Below are 12937 nucleotides of genomic sequence, written 5' to 3'. Positions count from 1 at the left end.
CTCCGGCCGGTCAGCCCGGCGCGGGTGCGACGGTCTCGGTCGCCTCGAGGTAACGCTGGAGCGCGTCCCGGTTACGAGTGAGGGCGTCGATGCGGGACTGCATGCCGTCCAGGGACTGCCGGAGGAGGCCGCGCAGCTCCGGGCAGCCGGTGAGCCGGGGCGTCCTGCCCTCGGCGCACGGCAGCAGCTCCCGGATGACGTCCGTCGACAACCCGGCGTCGAGGAGCCCGCGGATCTGGGCGACGATCACGGGGGCGTCCTCGGCGTACTCGCGGTAGCTGTTCGGCAGCCGCTCCGGGACGAGCAGTCCCTGCTCCTCGTAGTACCGAAGCAACCTGGCGCTGACCGAGGTCCGCCGCGACAGCTCGCCGATGCGCATACCTACTCCACGATGGTTCGGCTGGACCTTCACATCCATGTGAAACCCTAGCGGCGGGCTCGCCCGGAGGCCTATGGCCGGTGACCGGATGCCGGGTCGCCCGGGCTCTCAGCGGGGAAGAGGATCGGGCTGAGCAGGTGGCGGACGCGGTCCGGCGCGGGTTCGTTGGTCATCCGGGAGACGATGACGTCGCGCAGCTCGCCGATCAGCTCGGCGCGTTCGCGCGGGCTGAGCCAGATCGCGTGCTGCCGGTAGCCGACCAGGTCGCGGGCCGGGTCCGCGTCGCGGTCCAGGTAGGCGTCGAACTCGGCCAGGAGGGTGGCCATGGCCGTGGCGAAGGCGCGGCGGTGGTCATCCGGTGAGGCGGACGCGGCCGTCTCCGCGTCGATCACGGCGCGGGCCCGGCGCAGGCGGTAGGTCCGTTCGACGGCGCCGCGCACCCGCTGCTCGCCGTCGATCTCCAGGAGCCCTCCCTCGGCCAGCAGGCCGACGTGCCGGTACAGGGTCGCCTTCGAGACGTCCGGCAGGAGCGCGGACAGTTGCGCGGTCGTGAGCGTCCGCCCGCCCGACATCGCGTGCACGATGCGGAGCCGCACGGGGTGCAGGAGCAGATCGACCGGGTCCATGGCCTAACGATCTCACGACTGATACCTTTCTCAAAGTTGAGAATAATCCTTGGAGGCGTCCCGCATGCGATCCACGACACCGGAGCACCGGACCGAGCCCCCGCTGGGGCGGCTGTACGAGGTGGGCGGCCGGCGGCTGATGCTGCACCGGTCCGGCGCCGGGGAGCCCGCCGTGGTCCTCCTGGCCGGGGCCGGCCTCGTCGGCCTGGACTACGTGAACCTGCACGACCGCGTCGCCCGGCTGACGACCGGCGTGCTCTACGACCGGGCCGGCACCGGCTGGAGCGACCCGGTCGAGCTGCCCCGTACGGCCGGTGAGGTCACCGACGAACTGCGCGACCTGCTGGCCGCCGCCGGGGTTCCGGGCCCGTACGTGCTGGTCGGGCACTCCCTGGGCGGGGCCTACGCGCGCCACTACGCGCAGCGCTTCCCCGGCGAGGTGGCCGGGCTGCTCCTGCTGGACCCAACCCACGAGGACTTCCTGCGCCGCGCGCCCCGGCAGGTGCCCGAGATGCTGGAGCGGATGAAGAGCCGGGACCTGCCGGAGCCGACCGAGGAACAGCTCCAGCGCTCCCGCGACGCGCTCGCCGGGCACTTCGCGAAGTGGCCCGACGCCGTTCGCGGACCGCTCATCGAGCACCACCTCACCGCGTGGCGTACGGCCTGGAACGAGGACAAGAACCTCTACACCGAGGTCGCCGACGAGCTCCGGAACGCCCCGGACCTGCCCGACGTACCGCTGATCGTGCTGACCGCCCTGGGGCACGACGCGACCCAGGCCCACCTGTGGCCCGAGGACCTGCTGCGCGAGATCAACGACATGAAGCGCACGATCCACGCGGAACTGGCCGCGTCGGTCCCGCGCGGCGAACAGCGGGTCCTCGACGACGTCGGGCACGCTGGATGCACGAGGAGCGCCCCGACGCCGTCCTCGGCGCCCTCACCGACCTTCTCCGCGCCGTCTGACCCGTCCGGACGGGTCAGACGGCGGATCAGGCGTCGCGCCGGCAGAGGATCCACGCGCCGCCCAGCCAGGTTCGGCCGGCCGATTCAGGGGCGGGCGCCGAGTCTGTTCACCCAGCCCATCGCCTCGTACGTCATGGTCAGGCTGGGCGCCTTGCGGTCCCCGGACTCCTGGGCGAGGAGCCGCCCCGACCGCGGGTCGATGATCAGACGGATCTCGAAGCCCTTCCCCGGCCGGGCGTCGTTCCCCCCCAGGGCCAGGACCGCGCCCTTGCGGCCCATCGGGTCATCGGCCGTGCCCAGGTAGCGGATGCCCGGCTGCTCGGCGAGCAGCCGGTACAGCGCGGCCTTCGCGCCCGGCGTCAGCGGCCCGGCCAGCAGGTCCTGCGCCTCGCCGAAGACGTACTGGGCGAAGCTGTCGCCCATGGGCTCACCGTCGTGCTGGTCGGACAACTGGTTCTCGTGCTTGAACCAGGTCCGCATCGTCTTCTGAAGGCCGGCCGGGTCGGTGGGCAGCCTGGTCAGGGCCTCGATCGCCTTGTCCCGCTGGGCGATGTTCGGCTTCAGGTCGGAGAAGTCGTAGTTGTTCACGTGCGGCTTGCCCGCCGGGTCGACGCCGAACCACTCCTTCTCCTTGGGTGTCAGCTTCTTCCACGCGGCCTCGTCGGCCGGTGACGGGAAGGTGATCCTGGGGTCGATGCCGGTGATCGTGCGGTCCCGCCTGTCGCGGCCGAACCAGCTGTCCTGCGTCTTGCTCACGTACGCGGTGAAGGGCGGGAACCGCAGACTCTTCTCGCCGAGCCGCCTGGCGATCCTCTTCTGCGCCGCCTTGCGGAAATCGGAAGTGGTGAAGATCGAGGTCTCGCGTTCGCGGGTGTACCAGTAGGCCCCGGTGGTGGCGGGTGCCTTGGCGGCGCTCTCGGCGCTGGTCAGGAGGATGGCGCGGGCGTCCAGCGGTCGTACGGTGCGGGACGCGGTCGGCCGGGCGCCGGGGGAGGTCCCGGAGCCGTCCGTGGCGACGATGACGAGCGCCGCGCTCGCGGCGACCGCCCCGGCGGCCAGTCCGGCCACCAGCAGGCGCGGCATCCGGCGCCGCGCGGTCGGCACCGAGACGGCGCGGCCGGAGTCGCCGCCATCCCACGCCTCGGCGAGATCCCGCTCGCGGCGGCGGGAGTGCGCCTCGGCGGCCATCGTCTCCAGGCCGACGGGCTTCAGCGTACGGAACAGGTCGTCGGGGTCGCGGTTCAACTTGGCTCCAGGGTTCATCGGGCGGCCTTGTCGGCGGCGCGGGACACGGGGCGGCGGGCATCGGGCGCGGGGGCGCTGTCGATCGCCCTGGCGAGGCGGCGCCGCGCGCGGTGCAGGCGGACGAAGAACGCCGCGGTCGAGCAGCCGACGACCTTGGCGGCCTCTCGCGGGGCCAGGCCGTGCCACATGACGAGCGAGAGGACCTCGAGGTCGTTCTCGGACATCCCGCCGATGGCCGCCAGTGCGCTGTCACGCTCCACGACGTGGTCGGCGACGTCCCACGCCACCAGGTCCTCGTCGGTGGTCATCGCGGTGACCCGGTCGACCAGCGCACGCCGCCGGGAGCCGTTGTCCCACTGCTTGCGCAGGAGGTTCCGGGCGACGCCCAGCAGCCAGGGCAGCGCCGGCTCGCGGATGTCGTCCAGGCGGCGCCACGCGATGACGAACGTCTCGCTGACGATGTCCTCCGCCACGTCCGGCTCGGCGCGCGTGATCACGTAGCCGAGCACGCGCCGGTAGTTCTCGTCGTACAGCTCGGTGAAGCGTCTTCGGGAGTCCTCGGAGTCGCCCAACGGAGTCCCTGCCCTTCGGTGAGTCGGTGACCTTTCACCAGTACTTCCGACGGCCCCCGCCGCCTTTACCGATCACCTTCAAGAAGATCGCCGGTAGGGCCGCCTGTTACCTCGGACGTAATCGACCCCGTTCCCGTACGCCGGGAGGATTCATGACGTCGGACCACGCGAGACAGACCAAGGAGCGACCCCATGTTCTTCGAGACCGCTGACGGAACCCGCCTCGCCTACGAGGACTACGGCCAGGGCCCGACGATCGTCTTCGTCGCCAGCTGCATGCTCAGCACCGACATGTGGGAGTACCAGATCCCCTTCTTCGTCGAGCGGGGCTACCGGTGCGTCGCGCTGGACCGGCGGGGCCACGGGCGCTCGGACCGGCCCTCCGGCGGATACGACCTGGACACCACCGCGGACGACCTGGCCGCGCTGATCGAGCACCTCGACCTGCGGGACGTCACCCTCGTCGGCCACTCCATGGGCGGCGGCGAGATCGCCCGTTACCTCGCCCGGCACGGCGAGGAGCGCGTCGCCCGCGCCGTGTTCATCTCCGCGATGCTGCCGTTCCTGAAGCAGACCGAGGACAACCCGGCCGGCATCCCGGAGGCCCTCTTCGAGGCCATGCAGGCCAAGATCCGCGCCGACCGACCCAAGTGGCTCTCCGACCAGGCCCAGGTCTTCTTCGCCACCCACCTCGGCCCGGCGGTGTCCCCCGCCCTTATCGCCTGGATGATCCGGGAGTGCGAGGCCACCTCGCCGTGGGCGGTGCTGAAGTTCCAGCACGCGCTGTTCCACACCGACCACCGCGCCGGGCTGCGCGAGATCACCATCCCCACGCTCGTCGTCCACGGCGCGGCGGACTTCTCGGCGCCGGTGGACGTGACCGGCCGCCGCACCGCCGAGATCATCCCGGGCACCGTGTACAAGGAGTACCCGACCGCCGGGCACGGCATCTTCGCCAGCCACCACGACGAGCTCAACGCCGACCTGCTCGCGTTCATCAAGGGCTGAGCCGCCGTCGAGTCGCGGACGGCTCGCCGGTCAGCGGAAGTCGGCGGCGTGGTCGGCGGCCCACCGGGCGAAGGTACGGCCCGGACGGCCGGTGACCTCCTCGACCACGGGCGAGACCCAGGCGTTGCCGTCCAGGTACCGGCCCATCTCCAGGAACCACTCGATGACCTGCTCGGGGTACCGGTCCTTCCAGTGCTCCCGCGCCTCGTCGGGGGTGAGCTCGACGAACCGGACCTCGCGGCCGATGGCCTCGCCGATCAGCCGTACGGCGTCGCGGCGTCGTACGGGCTCCGGGCCGGTCGGCACGTAGGTCCGCCCGATGTGGCCGTCCTCCAGGAGGGCGGCCAGGGCGACGGCGGCGATGTCGGCCTCGTGGACCATCGCGCTGGTCCAGTCGCCGAACGGGGCGCGCACGACGCTCTCCGTCCTGATCGACGCGACCCACTCACGGGTGTTGGCCATGAACTCGCCGGGGAAGATGTGCGTCCACTCGAGACCGGAGTTCTCGATGGTCCGGTGCAGGACGCGGTGCCGCGCCTCCATGGGATCGTCGTCGTCGCGGCTCGGATCGTTGTGGCCGAGGTGCACGATCCGCCGTACGCCGGCCTCCTTCGCGACTTCGAGGATCCGGGGGCCGGTGGTCAGCGACTCGCCGATCGCCACCAGGTGCATCCGCTCGACCCCGCGAAGGGCGGAAACCAGGCTCTCCGGCCGACCGAAGTCCCCGGCGACCACCTCGGCCTCCGGCGGCAGGGCGGCGGCCGCCCGCGAGGCGGGATCGCGGGTCACGGCCCGGACCTCCTGACCGGCGGCAACGAGTTGCCGGACGAGGCTGCTCCCGACCGTGCCGGTCGCTCCGGTGACCAGTATCGGCATGACGTCTCCCCGCTGCGCGATCGATCAAGGGCGTTCATCCTCGCCAGCGCTTCCGGGGACGGCAAACGCGAACAGCGTGTTCGCATTTCTCGTTGACCTGCGGGAATGAAGTCGCGATCCAAAATTCGCGAAAAAAGAATGATTTTGGGTGGTCACCGGACCGCGGGGCGTAGTCGCCGTCTCGGGACCGGTGCGACGTCCCCGCGGCGTCCCCGGCGCAGGGCCGCGTGCCACTGGCCGGGACCCGGGCCGTGCCAGGCGGCCAGCGTGTCGGCGACCAGGCCGGTCGCGGCGGCGTAGACCCCCTTGTGCAGCAGGTCGACGGCGAGTTCGCGGCGCGGCCAGGTCCAGGGCGGAGCGCCGACGCCCGTCGCGTTCTCCAGGATCTGGTCGTTGGTCAGGCGGACCACCCCGAACATCGCCGAGGCCCAGGGGCCGCGCAGCCCGGCCGTGGCCATCACCCCGCGCAGCCCGCCCATGAGCATGCCCTGTCCGAGATGCATGGCGAGGTTGCGCGAACGCGGTTGCCGCCGGGGGTGCTCCGAGAGGCCCGTCAGGCGTTCCAGCGTCCGCGTCGGGACGTGGGAGTCCGGGCGCCGCGTCCATCGTTGTTCGAGCTTCTCACTGGCCGTCATCGCCAGCGCGCCGACGAGTCCGGCGATCATTCCTTCGATCGTTGCTCGTGTCCACATGTCGCGCCCCTACCCGTGGCGGGACACTCGGTCACTCTCCGTGAGGAACGGGCGCGTTCAGCCCCAGGTCCGTGGCGGCGGCGCGGAGGGCGGCGACGGCGGCGCGAATGGCCGGACGGCGGGCCGCCTCGGCGCGCCAGATCCCGTACACGTGCCGTGTCAGCGCGGGACGCACGGCGACGATGCGGACACCGGGCGGGACGTCGCAGCGGCCCAGGCGCGGCAGGATGGCGCTGCCCAGTCCGGCCGCCACGAGGGCGAGCTGCGTGGCGTACTCGTCGGCGGTGTGGCTGATGCGCGGCTCCAGGCCGGCCGTCCGGAGCGTGTGCTCCAGCCAGTCGCGGCAGATCGCGCCGGCCGACTGGGCGATCCACATCTCTCCGCGCAGGTCGGCCAGGTCGATGACCTCGCGATCGGCGAGCGGGTGGTCGGCGGGAAGGGCGAGGTCCGCGACGTCGTCGAGCAGCGGCGCCTTGACCAGGCCGTCCGGGATGGCGAGCGGCACGTTGAACCAGTCCTGGACGACGCCCAGGTCGATCTCGCCGCGGGCGGCGAGGGGCAGGCTGGCGTGCGGTTCCAGTTCGCGCAGCGTCACCGTCAGGAGGGGGTGCTCCTTGGCGAGCCGCCCCAGCGCGCCGGGCATCAGGCCGCGCGCCGCCGTGGGGAACGCCGTGATGGCGAGCTCGCCGACGACGGCGCCACGCTGGGCCTCGAGGTCGGACTCCGCGGCCTCGACCATGGCGAGGATGCGCTCGGCGTGCGCGGCGAGGAGCGCGGCGGCGTCGGTGAGCCGGACCCCTCGGCCGTTGCGCTCCAGGAGCTTCTGTCCGGTCTCCCGCTCCAGCTTGGCGACCTGCTGGGAGACGGCCGAGGTCGTGACGTGAAGGACCTCCGCCGCGGCGCTGACGGAACCGTACGTGGCCACGGCGTTGAGGGCACGAAGCCGCTCCAGGTCGAGCATGTAGGCATGCTACATGGAGAGCTTAAGGAACATTCGCTTGTCCTAAAGAATGGCGACCGCGACGATCAGAGTCATGAGACCTCGGGACATCGCGATCGCGGTGCTGATCGCCGCGATCTGGGGATTCAACTTCGTCATCATCCATGTGGGGCTCGGCGCCCTGCCGCCGCTGCTGTTCGCGGCCCTGCGGTTCGTGGCGGCGGCGTTCCCCGCGGTCCTGTTCGTCCGGCGGCCCGCGATCCCGTGGCACCGGATGACGCTCATCGGACTGCCGCTCGGGGTCGGGCAGTTCGGCCTGCTGTTCATCGCCATGCACCTGGGGATGCCGGCCGGGTTGTCGTCGCTCGTGCTGCAGACGCAGGCGCTGTTCACCGCCGCCTTCGCCGTGCCGATGCTCGGTGAGCGCATGCGCCGGGCGCAGGTGGCGGGCATGCTCGTGGCCTTCACCGGCATCGCGGTGATCGCCGGGTCGCTGGGCCAGGGCGGGCCCGTGCTGGCGTTCGCGCTGTGCCTCGGCGCGGCGGGCATGTGGGGGCTGGCCAACATCGGCATGCGGAAGGCGCAGCCGCCGGACATGTTCGGGTTCATGGTCTGGGTCAGCCTGATCCCGCCGCTGCCGCTGCTCGCGCTCTCGCTGATCTTCGAGGGGCCGCGTACGGACCTGCACGCGCTGGCGCACATCTCCGCCGGCGGCCTGGGCGCGCTCGCCTACATCGCGTACCTGTCGACCCTCGTCGGGTTCGGCCTCTGGGGGTGGCTGCTGCGCCGGTACGACGCCGGTCAGGTGGCGATCTACTCGCTGCTGGTGCCGCTGTTCGGGGTGTCCTCGGCCGCGCTCCTGCTCGGCGAGCGCATCACCGTCCCCGACCTGGTCGCCGGTGTCCTCATCGTCGGTGGCGTCGCCCTCGGCAGCCTCCGCCGCCGTACGGCCGCCGTCCGCCCCCGGGCCGACGCCCCGGCCGCCGCGCTCGCCGAGAGGTGACCTCATGCTCCACGGGATCCACGTTCCGCTCGTCACACCGTTCGGGCCCGACGGCGCCCTCGACGTCCCCTCCCTCGAAGGCCTGGCCCACCACGTCCTGACCGAGGGCGCGGCAGGACTCGTCGTGCTCGCCACCACGGGCGAGGCCGCCCTGCTCACCGCCGACGAACGGCGTACGGTCATCGCGACGTGCCGGAAGATCAGCGAGGAGTACGGCGCGCCGCTCACCGTCGGCGTGGGGACGATCGGCACCGAGGAGTCCGTCCGGCAGGCGATCGACCGTGCCGTCGACGCGGACCTGCTCCTCGCGGTCGTGCCGTACTACCTCCGGCCCACCGACGAGGGCGTCCTCGAGCACTTCGCGGCGATCGGCGCGGCGGCCGGGGTACCGCTGATCGTCTACAACATCCCGTACCGGACGGGGAAGACGCTGCGCGTCGAGACGCTCCTCGAACTGCTCGCCACCGAGCACGTCGCCGGGATCAAGCACTGCCCGGGGGCGATCGACGCGGACACCCTGACGCTGCTCGCCGAGGGCCGGGGCGTGCTCGGCGGCGACGACGCGTTCCTGTACCCGATGCTGCAACTCGGCGCGGCGGGCGGCATCACGGCCTCGGCGAACGTCGCCCCGGCGGCGTTCGCCGCACTGGCCGACGCCGTACGGGACGGGGACGCCGCGCGCGCCCGCGACCTCCACGACGCCCTGCTGCCCCTGGTGAACGCGCTGTTCGCCGAACCCTCCCCCACCGTCATCAAGGCGGTGCTCGCCGAGCGCGGCCTGATCGCCGACGCCACCGTACGATCGCCGCTGCGGCCGCCCTGTTCCGAGGTGGTGATCCGGGCGCTGGACGCACTGGCAGGATTGATCGCATGAGGATCGGAGGCGGCGCTCCGGCCTCGTTCCATCGGAGCAGAACTCCGGCCATGAACGTCACTGCTCGTTGAAGAATGTGCGCAGGGCCTGGGCGACGGCACCGGGGTCTCCGTCGTTCTCCGGCCCCGAGTGACCGAGGCCCGGGAGGATGGCGCTCCGCGCGTGCGGGAGGATGGTCGCGAGTCTCTCCAGCGGCTCGATCAGGTAGGCCGGGCTCTTCGACCCGCCGAGCAGCAGCACCCGCGCCTGCAGCGCCGTGTAGTCCGGCAACGTGTCGGCCATCTCCCTTATGATCTGCATGTCGAAGCGCTCCGTCGGTATGAGCTCCATGACCGCGACGTCATCGCCCGAGGACTCGCGTAGCAGGCGCGAGCCGATCGTCAGCAGCGGCAGGAGCACCGATCGCGGAATCCAGTTGGCCAACGGCTCGGTCCGCAGGCCCTTGAACACGGTGATCAGCGCGGCGGCGAGTCTGCCCTCGGCGAGTTCCTGCTCGTAGCGCGGCAGCCACTCCATCGGTACGGAGCCGTTGACGGACAGGGGAGGCTCGTACAGGGCGACTCGGTCGAGCGCGGGGACAGCGAGCGCCGCGCGCAGTGCGACGAGCGCGCCCGCGCTCAGGCCGAAGATCATCGACGCTCCGGTCTCCGCGACGAGCGCCTGTACGTCCTCCACCTCACGACTCACGTGGAAGTCGTCACCGTGTCCGCCGCTGAGCCCGCGTCCGCGCCGGTCGGGCACGTAGACGGTGTATTCGGCCGCCATGGCGTCGGCGAGCTTGGTGAGATGCTGCGACGCCAGCATTCCGCCGTGCAGGAGGATCAGTGCGGGGCCGTCGCCGTAGATCCGGTAGCCGATCGTCGTGCCGTCGGCGGAACGCACCCGGCCCTTTTCGTAGTCGCGCATCCTGTCATCCCTCCGCGCCGTGGGCGGCGCGCGGGAGGTCCGCGGTCTCCCCCGCCGGGACGAACCTCTTCAGCGCCTCCTTGCCGGCCTCCACCGCCGCGTTACCGCGTTCGAGGAGGTCGGCCTGGTACACCGCCAGCGCCGAGGCCGGCCGGCGTTCGCCACGGCGGACCTCGTCCAGGCGCGCGCACAGCCGGACGGCGTCCTGGATCGCGGTGGTCGCGCCGTTCCCGCCGCTGGCCAGCGTCAGGTGGGCCGCGTCGCCGAGCAACGTGACCCGGCCCGCCGGCCACGGCGGCATCGGCCGGTCGTAGATCCTGGATCTGCCGATGGCGCTCATGTCGGCCGAGCGCACCAGTTCCCGCAGATCGGGATGCCAGCCGTCGATGAGCCCTAGGACCACCTCGCGCGCGTCCCACCGGCCGCGCCCCGCGTCGGCGGCCGCGGGATGGTCCGGCGGCACCAGCAGCACCCAGCGCACGTAGCTGTCGCGGTACGGCATGTCAAGGCCGGGAGCGAGCTCGGCGGCCGCCGCGGACGGCTCGGTGCCGAACTGCATGCGTCCCAGCATCAGCGTGATCCCCGGGCCCTTCACCATCGTGCCGCGGCCTGGCACCAGTCGCAGGAAGCGCTCGGTGATGGGGGTGCGTCCCATCGCCCCGCACAGGTCCGCTGGGACGAGCCGCACCTCGGGCGCCACATGCCGGCGCACCACCGAGTTTCCGCCGTCGGCGCCGACCAGCACGTCACCGGTGGCCTCCGTGCCGTCGGCGAAGTGCGCGGTCACTGGCCCGTCCGCCCTCTCCATGAGGCCGGTGAGCCGCTTGCGGTACGCGACCCGGTCCCCAAGGCCTCCGAGGAGGATCCGCCGCAGTACCTGCCGGTCCATCGCCCGGGCGTCCGCCGCCGGTCCTTCCAGGTCGCTGTGGAGCAGGGTGAGCTGTTCGTCGAACAGCAGGCCGGGCCCGGTGAGACTTCCGCTGGTGGCCTCGACCAGTTCGTAGAGCCGCCTTGGCAGGCTCGCGCGCAGTCCCGCCATCCCGGCGGGCGCCAACCCGATCCGATACCCCTGGGGTCGATCGCCGGTGTCGTCGTCGGCCTCGTACACGCGCACGTCGATACCAGCGCCGACGAGCGTGTGGGCGAGCGTCAGCCCGCCGATCCCCGCCCCGATCACCAGCACCCTTCCGAGGTCCCGCTCGGTCATCGCCTCATCCTCCGTTCCAAGTGAACAACGTTCACGTGTACATTGTTCACATCACGGGTGCCGAACTGTCAACCGGGAGGAAACGATGGGGCAGCGACGCGCGGAGGTGCTTCGGGCGGCGGTCGAGCTGCTCGACGAGGTGGGCCTGGACGGCCTGACCATGCGCCTCCTGGCGAGCCGCCTCGGCGTACGGGCGAGCGCGCTGTACCGGCACTATCCGAGCAAGCAGGCCCTGCTGGACGCCATGGTCGCGTACCTGTCCACGCCACCGGCCGACGCCGCCCCGTCTCCCGGCGGCTCCTGGGAGGAGCGGCTGCGCGCCGTCGCGATCGCCATGCGCGAGCTCATGCTGGCCCACCGAGACGGCGCGCGGCTGATCGCCACCTTCCATCACCCGGGCAGCGAGGCCGTCGCCACCTTCCACGGCCTCGTCGCCGCGCAGACCGCCGGAGGCGTCCCCGCCGAGACGGCGGTCCTCGCCGTGGACACCCTCCTGGCCTACGTCAACGGCTTCACGATCGAGGAGCAGGCACGCAAGACCGGCGCCGGCGACTGGCCGCGAGAGCGACGCGACCGCGCCTTCAACGACGGCATCGAGCTGATCCTCGCCGGCGTACGCGAAACCGCACGCCGCACCGCGCGATGAGATGGCGGCCCCATACCGCCGCGCTCCAACGGCTGCGAGGATTAGATCCATGAGGATCGGATTCGGCGCCCCGGTGTCGGGGGCATGGGCCACCCCACGGAACGTCGGTCACTTCGCGGAACGCGCGGAAGACCTCGGATACGACTCGCTGTGGGCGTTCCACCGCCTGCTCACCCCGGCCGACAGGGAGGCGTTGGCCCCGGTGTACCGCAGCGTGCTCGACCCGCTCGTCACCCTGGCCTACGCCGCCGCCCGCACCTCCCGGATCCGCCTCGGCGTCTCCCTGATCAATTTCCCGTTCGTCACGCCCGTGTACCTCGCCAAGGAGGTCGCCTCCCTGGACGTGCTGTCCAACGGGCGGTTCGACCTCGGCCTGGGCGCCGGCTGGCAGCACGAGGAGTTCGTCGCCAGCGGCGCCTCGGAGGAGCGACGCGGCGCGCGCGCCGAGGAGTTCGTCGCGGCGCTGCGCACGCTGTGGGAGGACGAGGTCAGCGAGTTCGACGGTGAGTTCTACACGATCCCGCCGAGCCGCCAGGCCCCCAAGCCCGTGCAGAAGCCGCACCCGCCGGTACTGCTCGGCGGCGTGGCCGAGGCCGCGCTGAAGCGCGCCGGCCGGATCGCGGAAGGCTGGCTCAGCCGCAGCGCCACCGACCTGTCCCGCATCCACGAGCAGATCGCCACCGTCCGGCAGGCCGCCGAGGAGGCGGGCAGGGACCCCGACGCGGTCCGCGTCGTCGTCCGCGGCGTCGTACGGGCGGGCGAGGAGGTCACCTACGACGCCGGCAAGCGCCTGCGCCTGTCCGGCTCCTACGACCAGATCCGCGAGGACACCGCCTGGCTCGCCGAGCAGGGCGTCACCGAACTCTTCTACGACCTCAACTGGGACCCCCTCGTCGGCAACCCCGACGCCGAACCCAAGGCCGCCACGGCCCGCGCGGAGGAGATCGTCGAAGCCTTGTCCCCAGACGCCTGACCGACAGTGCCGAGACTTTCCGTC

General features: G+C 71.9%; 14 protein-coding genes and 1 pseudogene. 6 read left to right on the top strand and 9 right to left on the bottom strand.

Annotated elements, in window-relative coordinates; translation table 11 throughout:
• Window positions 1–10: 10 nt before the first annotated feature.
• On the bottom strand, window positions 11–379 hold the full coding sequence (locus tag ABD978_RS10455; protein WP_345352220.1) for a MerR family transcriptional regulator: 369 nt from the start codon (window positions 377–379) through the stop codon (window positions 11–13).
• A gap of 71 nt (window positions 380–450) precedes the next feature.
• Complete coding sequence (locus ABD978_RS10450) at window positions 451–1005, bottom strand: helix-turn-helix domain-containing protein (protein WP_345352217.1); 555 nt, start codon at window positions 1003–1005, stop codon at window positions 451–453.
• Between the two features lie 64 nt (window positions 1006–1069).
• Between ABD978_RS10450 and ABD978_RS10445 the strand changes: the two are divergent.
• Window positions 1070–1894, top strand: a pseudogene (locus ABD978_RS10445) (alpha/beta hydrolase); the annotation flags it as partial.
• Window positions 1895–2055: 161 nt separating this feature from the next.
• Here ABD978_RS10445 and ABD978_RS10440 read toward each other — a convergent pair.
• Window positions 2056–3216 (bottom strand): CU044_5270 family protein, encoded by a 1161-nt coding sequence (locus ABD978_RS10440; protein ID WP_345352214.1) that lies wholly within the window; start codon window positions 3214–3216, stop codon window positions 2056–2058.
• Window positions 3217–3230: 14 nt separating this feature from the next.
• Complete coding sequence (locus tag ABD978_RS10435) at window positions 3231–3788, bottom strand: RNA polymerase sigma factor (RefSeq protein WP_345352211.1); 558 nt, start codon at window positions 3786–3788, stop codon at window positions 3231–3233.
• Window positions 3789–3980: 192 nt separating this feature from the next.
• Between ABD978_RS10435 and ABD978_RS10430 the strand changes: the two genes are divergently transcribed.
• Window positions 3981–4796 (top strand): alpha/beta fold hydrolase, encoded by an 816-nt coding sequence (locus ABD978_RS10430; RefSeq protein ID WP_345352208.1) that lies wholly within the window; start codon window positions 3981–3983, stop codon window positions 4794–4796.
• A 30-nt stretch (window positions 4797–4826) separates the two neighbouring features.
• On the opposite strand, the gene ABD978_RS10425 is transcribed toward ABD978_RS10430, so the two are convergent.
• From ABD978_RS10425 to ABD978_RS10415, 3 genes are all read right to left on the bottom strand, one after another.
• Window positions 4827–5672: an NmrA family NAD(P)-binding protein gene (locus ABD978_RS10425; RefSeq protein ID WP_345352205.1), complete on the bottom strand. Its 846-nt coding sequence runs from the start codon at window positions 5670–5672 to the stop codon at window positions 4827–4829.
• A gap of 152 nt (window positions 5673–5824) precedes the next feature.
• The gene (locus tag ABD978_RS10420) at window positions 5825–6364 is read right to left on the bottom strand and encodes a hypothetical protein (RefSeq protein WP_345352202.1); all 540 of its coding nucleotides are present in this window, start codon (window positions 6362–6364) and stop codon (window positions 5825–5827) included.
• A gap of 31 nt (window positions 6365–6395) precedes the next feature.
• A complete protein-coding gene (locus tag ABD978_RS10415) occupies window positions 6396–7325 on the bottom strand; it encodes a LysR family transcriptional regulator (RefSeq protein ID WP_345352199.1) in 930 nt (309 codons plus the stop codon).
• A gap of 73 nt (window positions 7326–7398) precedes the next feature.
• Between ABD978_RS10415 and ABD978_RS10410 the strand changes: the two genes are divergently transcribed.
• Both ABD978_RS10410 and ABD978_RS10405 read left to right on the top strand, forming a co-directional pair.
• Window positions 7399–8307, top strand: a complete 909-nt coding sequence (locus tag ABD978_RS10410) for an EamA family transporter (RefSeq protein WP_345352196.1) — start codon at window positions 7399–7401, stop codon at window positions 8305–8307.
• A gap of 4 nt (window positions 8308–8311) precedes the next feature.
• A complete protein-coding gene (locus tag ABD978_RS10405) occupies window positions 8312–9181 on the top strand; it encodes a dihydrodipicolinate synthase family protein (protein WP_345352193.1) in 870 nt (289 codons plus the stop codon).
• A 57-nt stretch (window positions 9182–9238) separates the two neighbouring features.
• On the opposite strand, the gene ABD978_RS10400 is transcribed toward ABD978_RS10405, so the two are convergent.
• Together ABD978_RS10400 and ABD978_RS10395 are read right to left on the bottom strand one after the other, a co-directional pair.
• A complete protein-coding gene (locus tag ABD978_RS10400) occupies window positions 9239–10087 on the bottom strand; it encodes an alpha/beta fold hydrolase (protein WP_345352190.1) in 849 nt (282 codons plus the stop codon).
• Window positions 10088–10091: 4 nt separating this feature from the next.
• Entirely contained in the window at window positions 10092–11294 is a 1203-nt protein-coding gene (locus tag ABD978_RS10395; RefSeq protein WP_345352187.1) for an FAD-dependent oxidoreductase, read from the bottom strand.
• Window positions 11295–11379: 85 nt separating this feature from the next.
• Here ABD978_RS10395 and ABD978_RS10390 point away from each other — a divergent pair, with 85 nt between their 5' ends.
• Both ABD978_RS10390 and ABD978_RS10385 read left to right on the top strand, forming a co-directional pair.
• Window positions 11380–11940 (top strand): TetR/AcrR family transcriptional regulator C-terminal domain-containing protein, encoded by a 561-nt coding sequence (locus ABD978_RS10390; protein WP_345352184.1) that lies wholly within the window; start codon window positions 11380–11382, stop codon window positions 11938–11940.
• A 49-nt stretch (window positions 11941–11989) separates the two neighbouring features.
• The gene (locus ABD978_RS10385) at window positions 11990–12913 is read left to right on the top strand and encodes a TIGR03619 family F420-dependent LLM class oxidoreductase (RefSeq protein WP_345352181.1); all 924 of its coding nucleotides are present in this window, start codon (window positions 11990–11992) and stop codon (window positions 12911–12913) included.
• Window positions 12914–12937: the final 24 nt, after the last annotated feature.

The sequence above is a fragment of the Actinoallomurus liliacearum genome (assembly GCF_039542035.1).
Lineage (GTDB): Bacteria > Actinomycetota > Actinomycetes > Streptosporangiales > Streptosporangiaceae > Actinoallomurus > Actinoallomurus liliacearum.
The sequence above is the reverse complement of the archived record's forward strand: the minus strand, read 5'-3'. Positions and strand labels throughout refer to the sequence as shown.

Excerpts from the sequence above, each read along its gene's own strand:
- ABD978_RS10455 (WP_345352220.1), bottom strand. The coding sequence starts at position 379 with ATGCGCATCGGCGAGCTGTCGCGGCGGACCTCGGTCAGCGCCAGGTTG.
- ABD978_RS10450 (WP_345352217.1), bottom strand. The coding sequence starts at position 1,005 with ATGGACCCGGTCGATCTGCTCCTGCACCCCGTGCGGCTCCGCATCGTG.
- ABD978_RS10430 (WP_345352208.1), top strand. The coding sequence starts at position 3,981 with ATGTTCTTCGAGACCGCTGACGGAACCCGCCTCGCCTACGAGGACTAC.
- ABD978_RS10425 (WP_345352205.1), bottom strand. The coding sequence starts at position 5,672 with ATGCCGATACTGGTCACCGGAGCGACCGGCACGGTCGGGAGCAGCCTC.
- ABD978_RS10420 (WP_345352202.1), bottom strand. The coding sequence starts at position 6,364 with ATGTGGACACGAGCAACGATCGAAGGAATGATCGCCGGACTCGTCGGC.
- ABD978_RS10415 (WP_345352199.1), bottom strand. The coding sequence starts at position 7,325 with ATGCTCGACCTGGAGCGGCTTCGTGCCCTCAACGCCGTGGCCACGTAC.
- ABD978_RS10410 (WP_345352196.1), top strand. The coding sequence starts at position 7,399 with ATGAGACCTCGGGACATCGCGATCGCGGTGCTGATCGCCGCGATCTGG.
- ABD978_RS10405 (WP_345352193.1), top strand. The coding sequence starts at position 8,312 with ATGCTCCACGGGATCCACGTTCCGCTCGTCACACCGTTCGGGCCCGAC.
- ABD978_RS10400 (WP_345352190.1), bottom strand. The coding sequence starts at position 10,087 with ATGCGCGACTACGAAAAGGGCCGGGTGCGTTCCGCCGACGGCACGACG.
- ABD978_RS10395 (WP_345352187.1), bottom strand. The coding sequence starts at position 11,294 with ATGACCGAGCGGGACCTCGGAAGGGTGCTGGTGATCGGGGCGGGGATC.
- ABD978_RS10390 (WP_345352184.1), top strand. The coding sequence starts at position 11,380 with ATGGGGCAGCGACGCGCGGAGGTGCTTCGGGCGGCGGTCGAGCTGCTC.
- ABD978_RS10385 (WP_345352181.1), top strand. The coding sequence starts at position 11,990 with ATGAGGATCGGATTCGGCGCCCCGGTGTCGGGGGCATGGGCCACCCCA.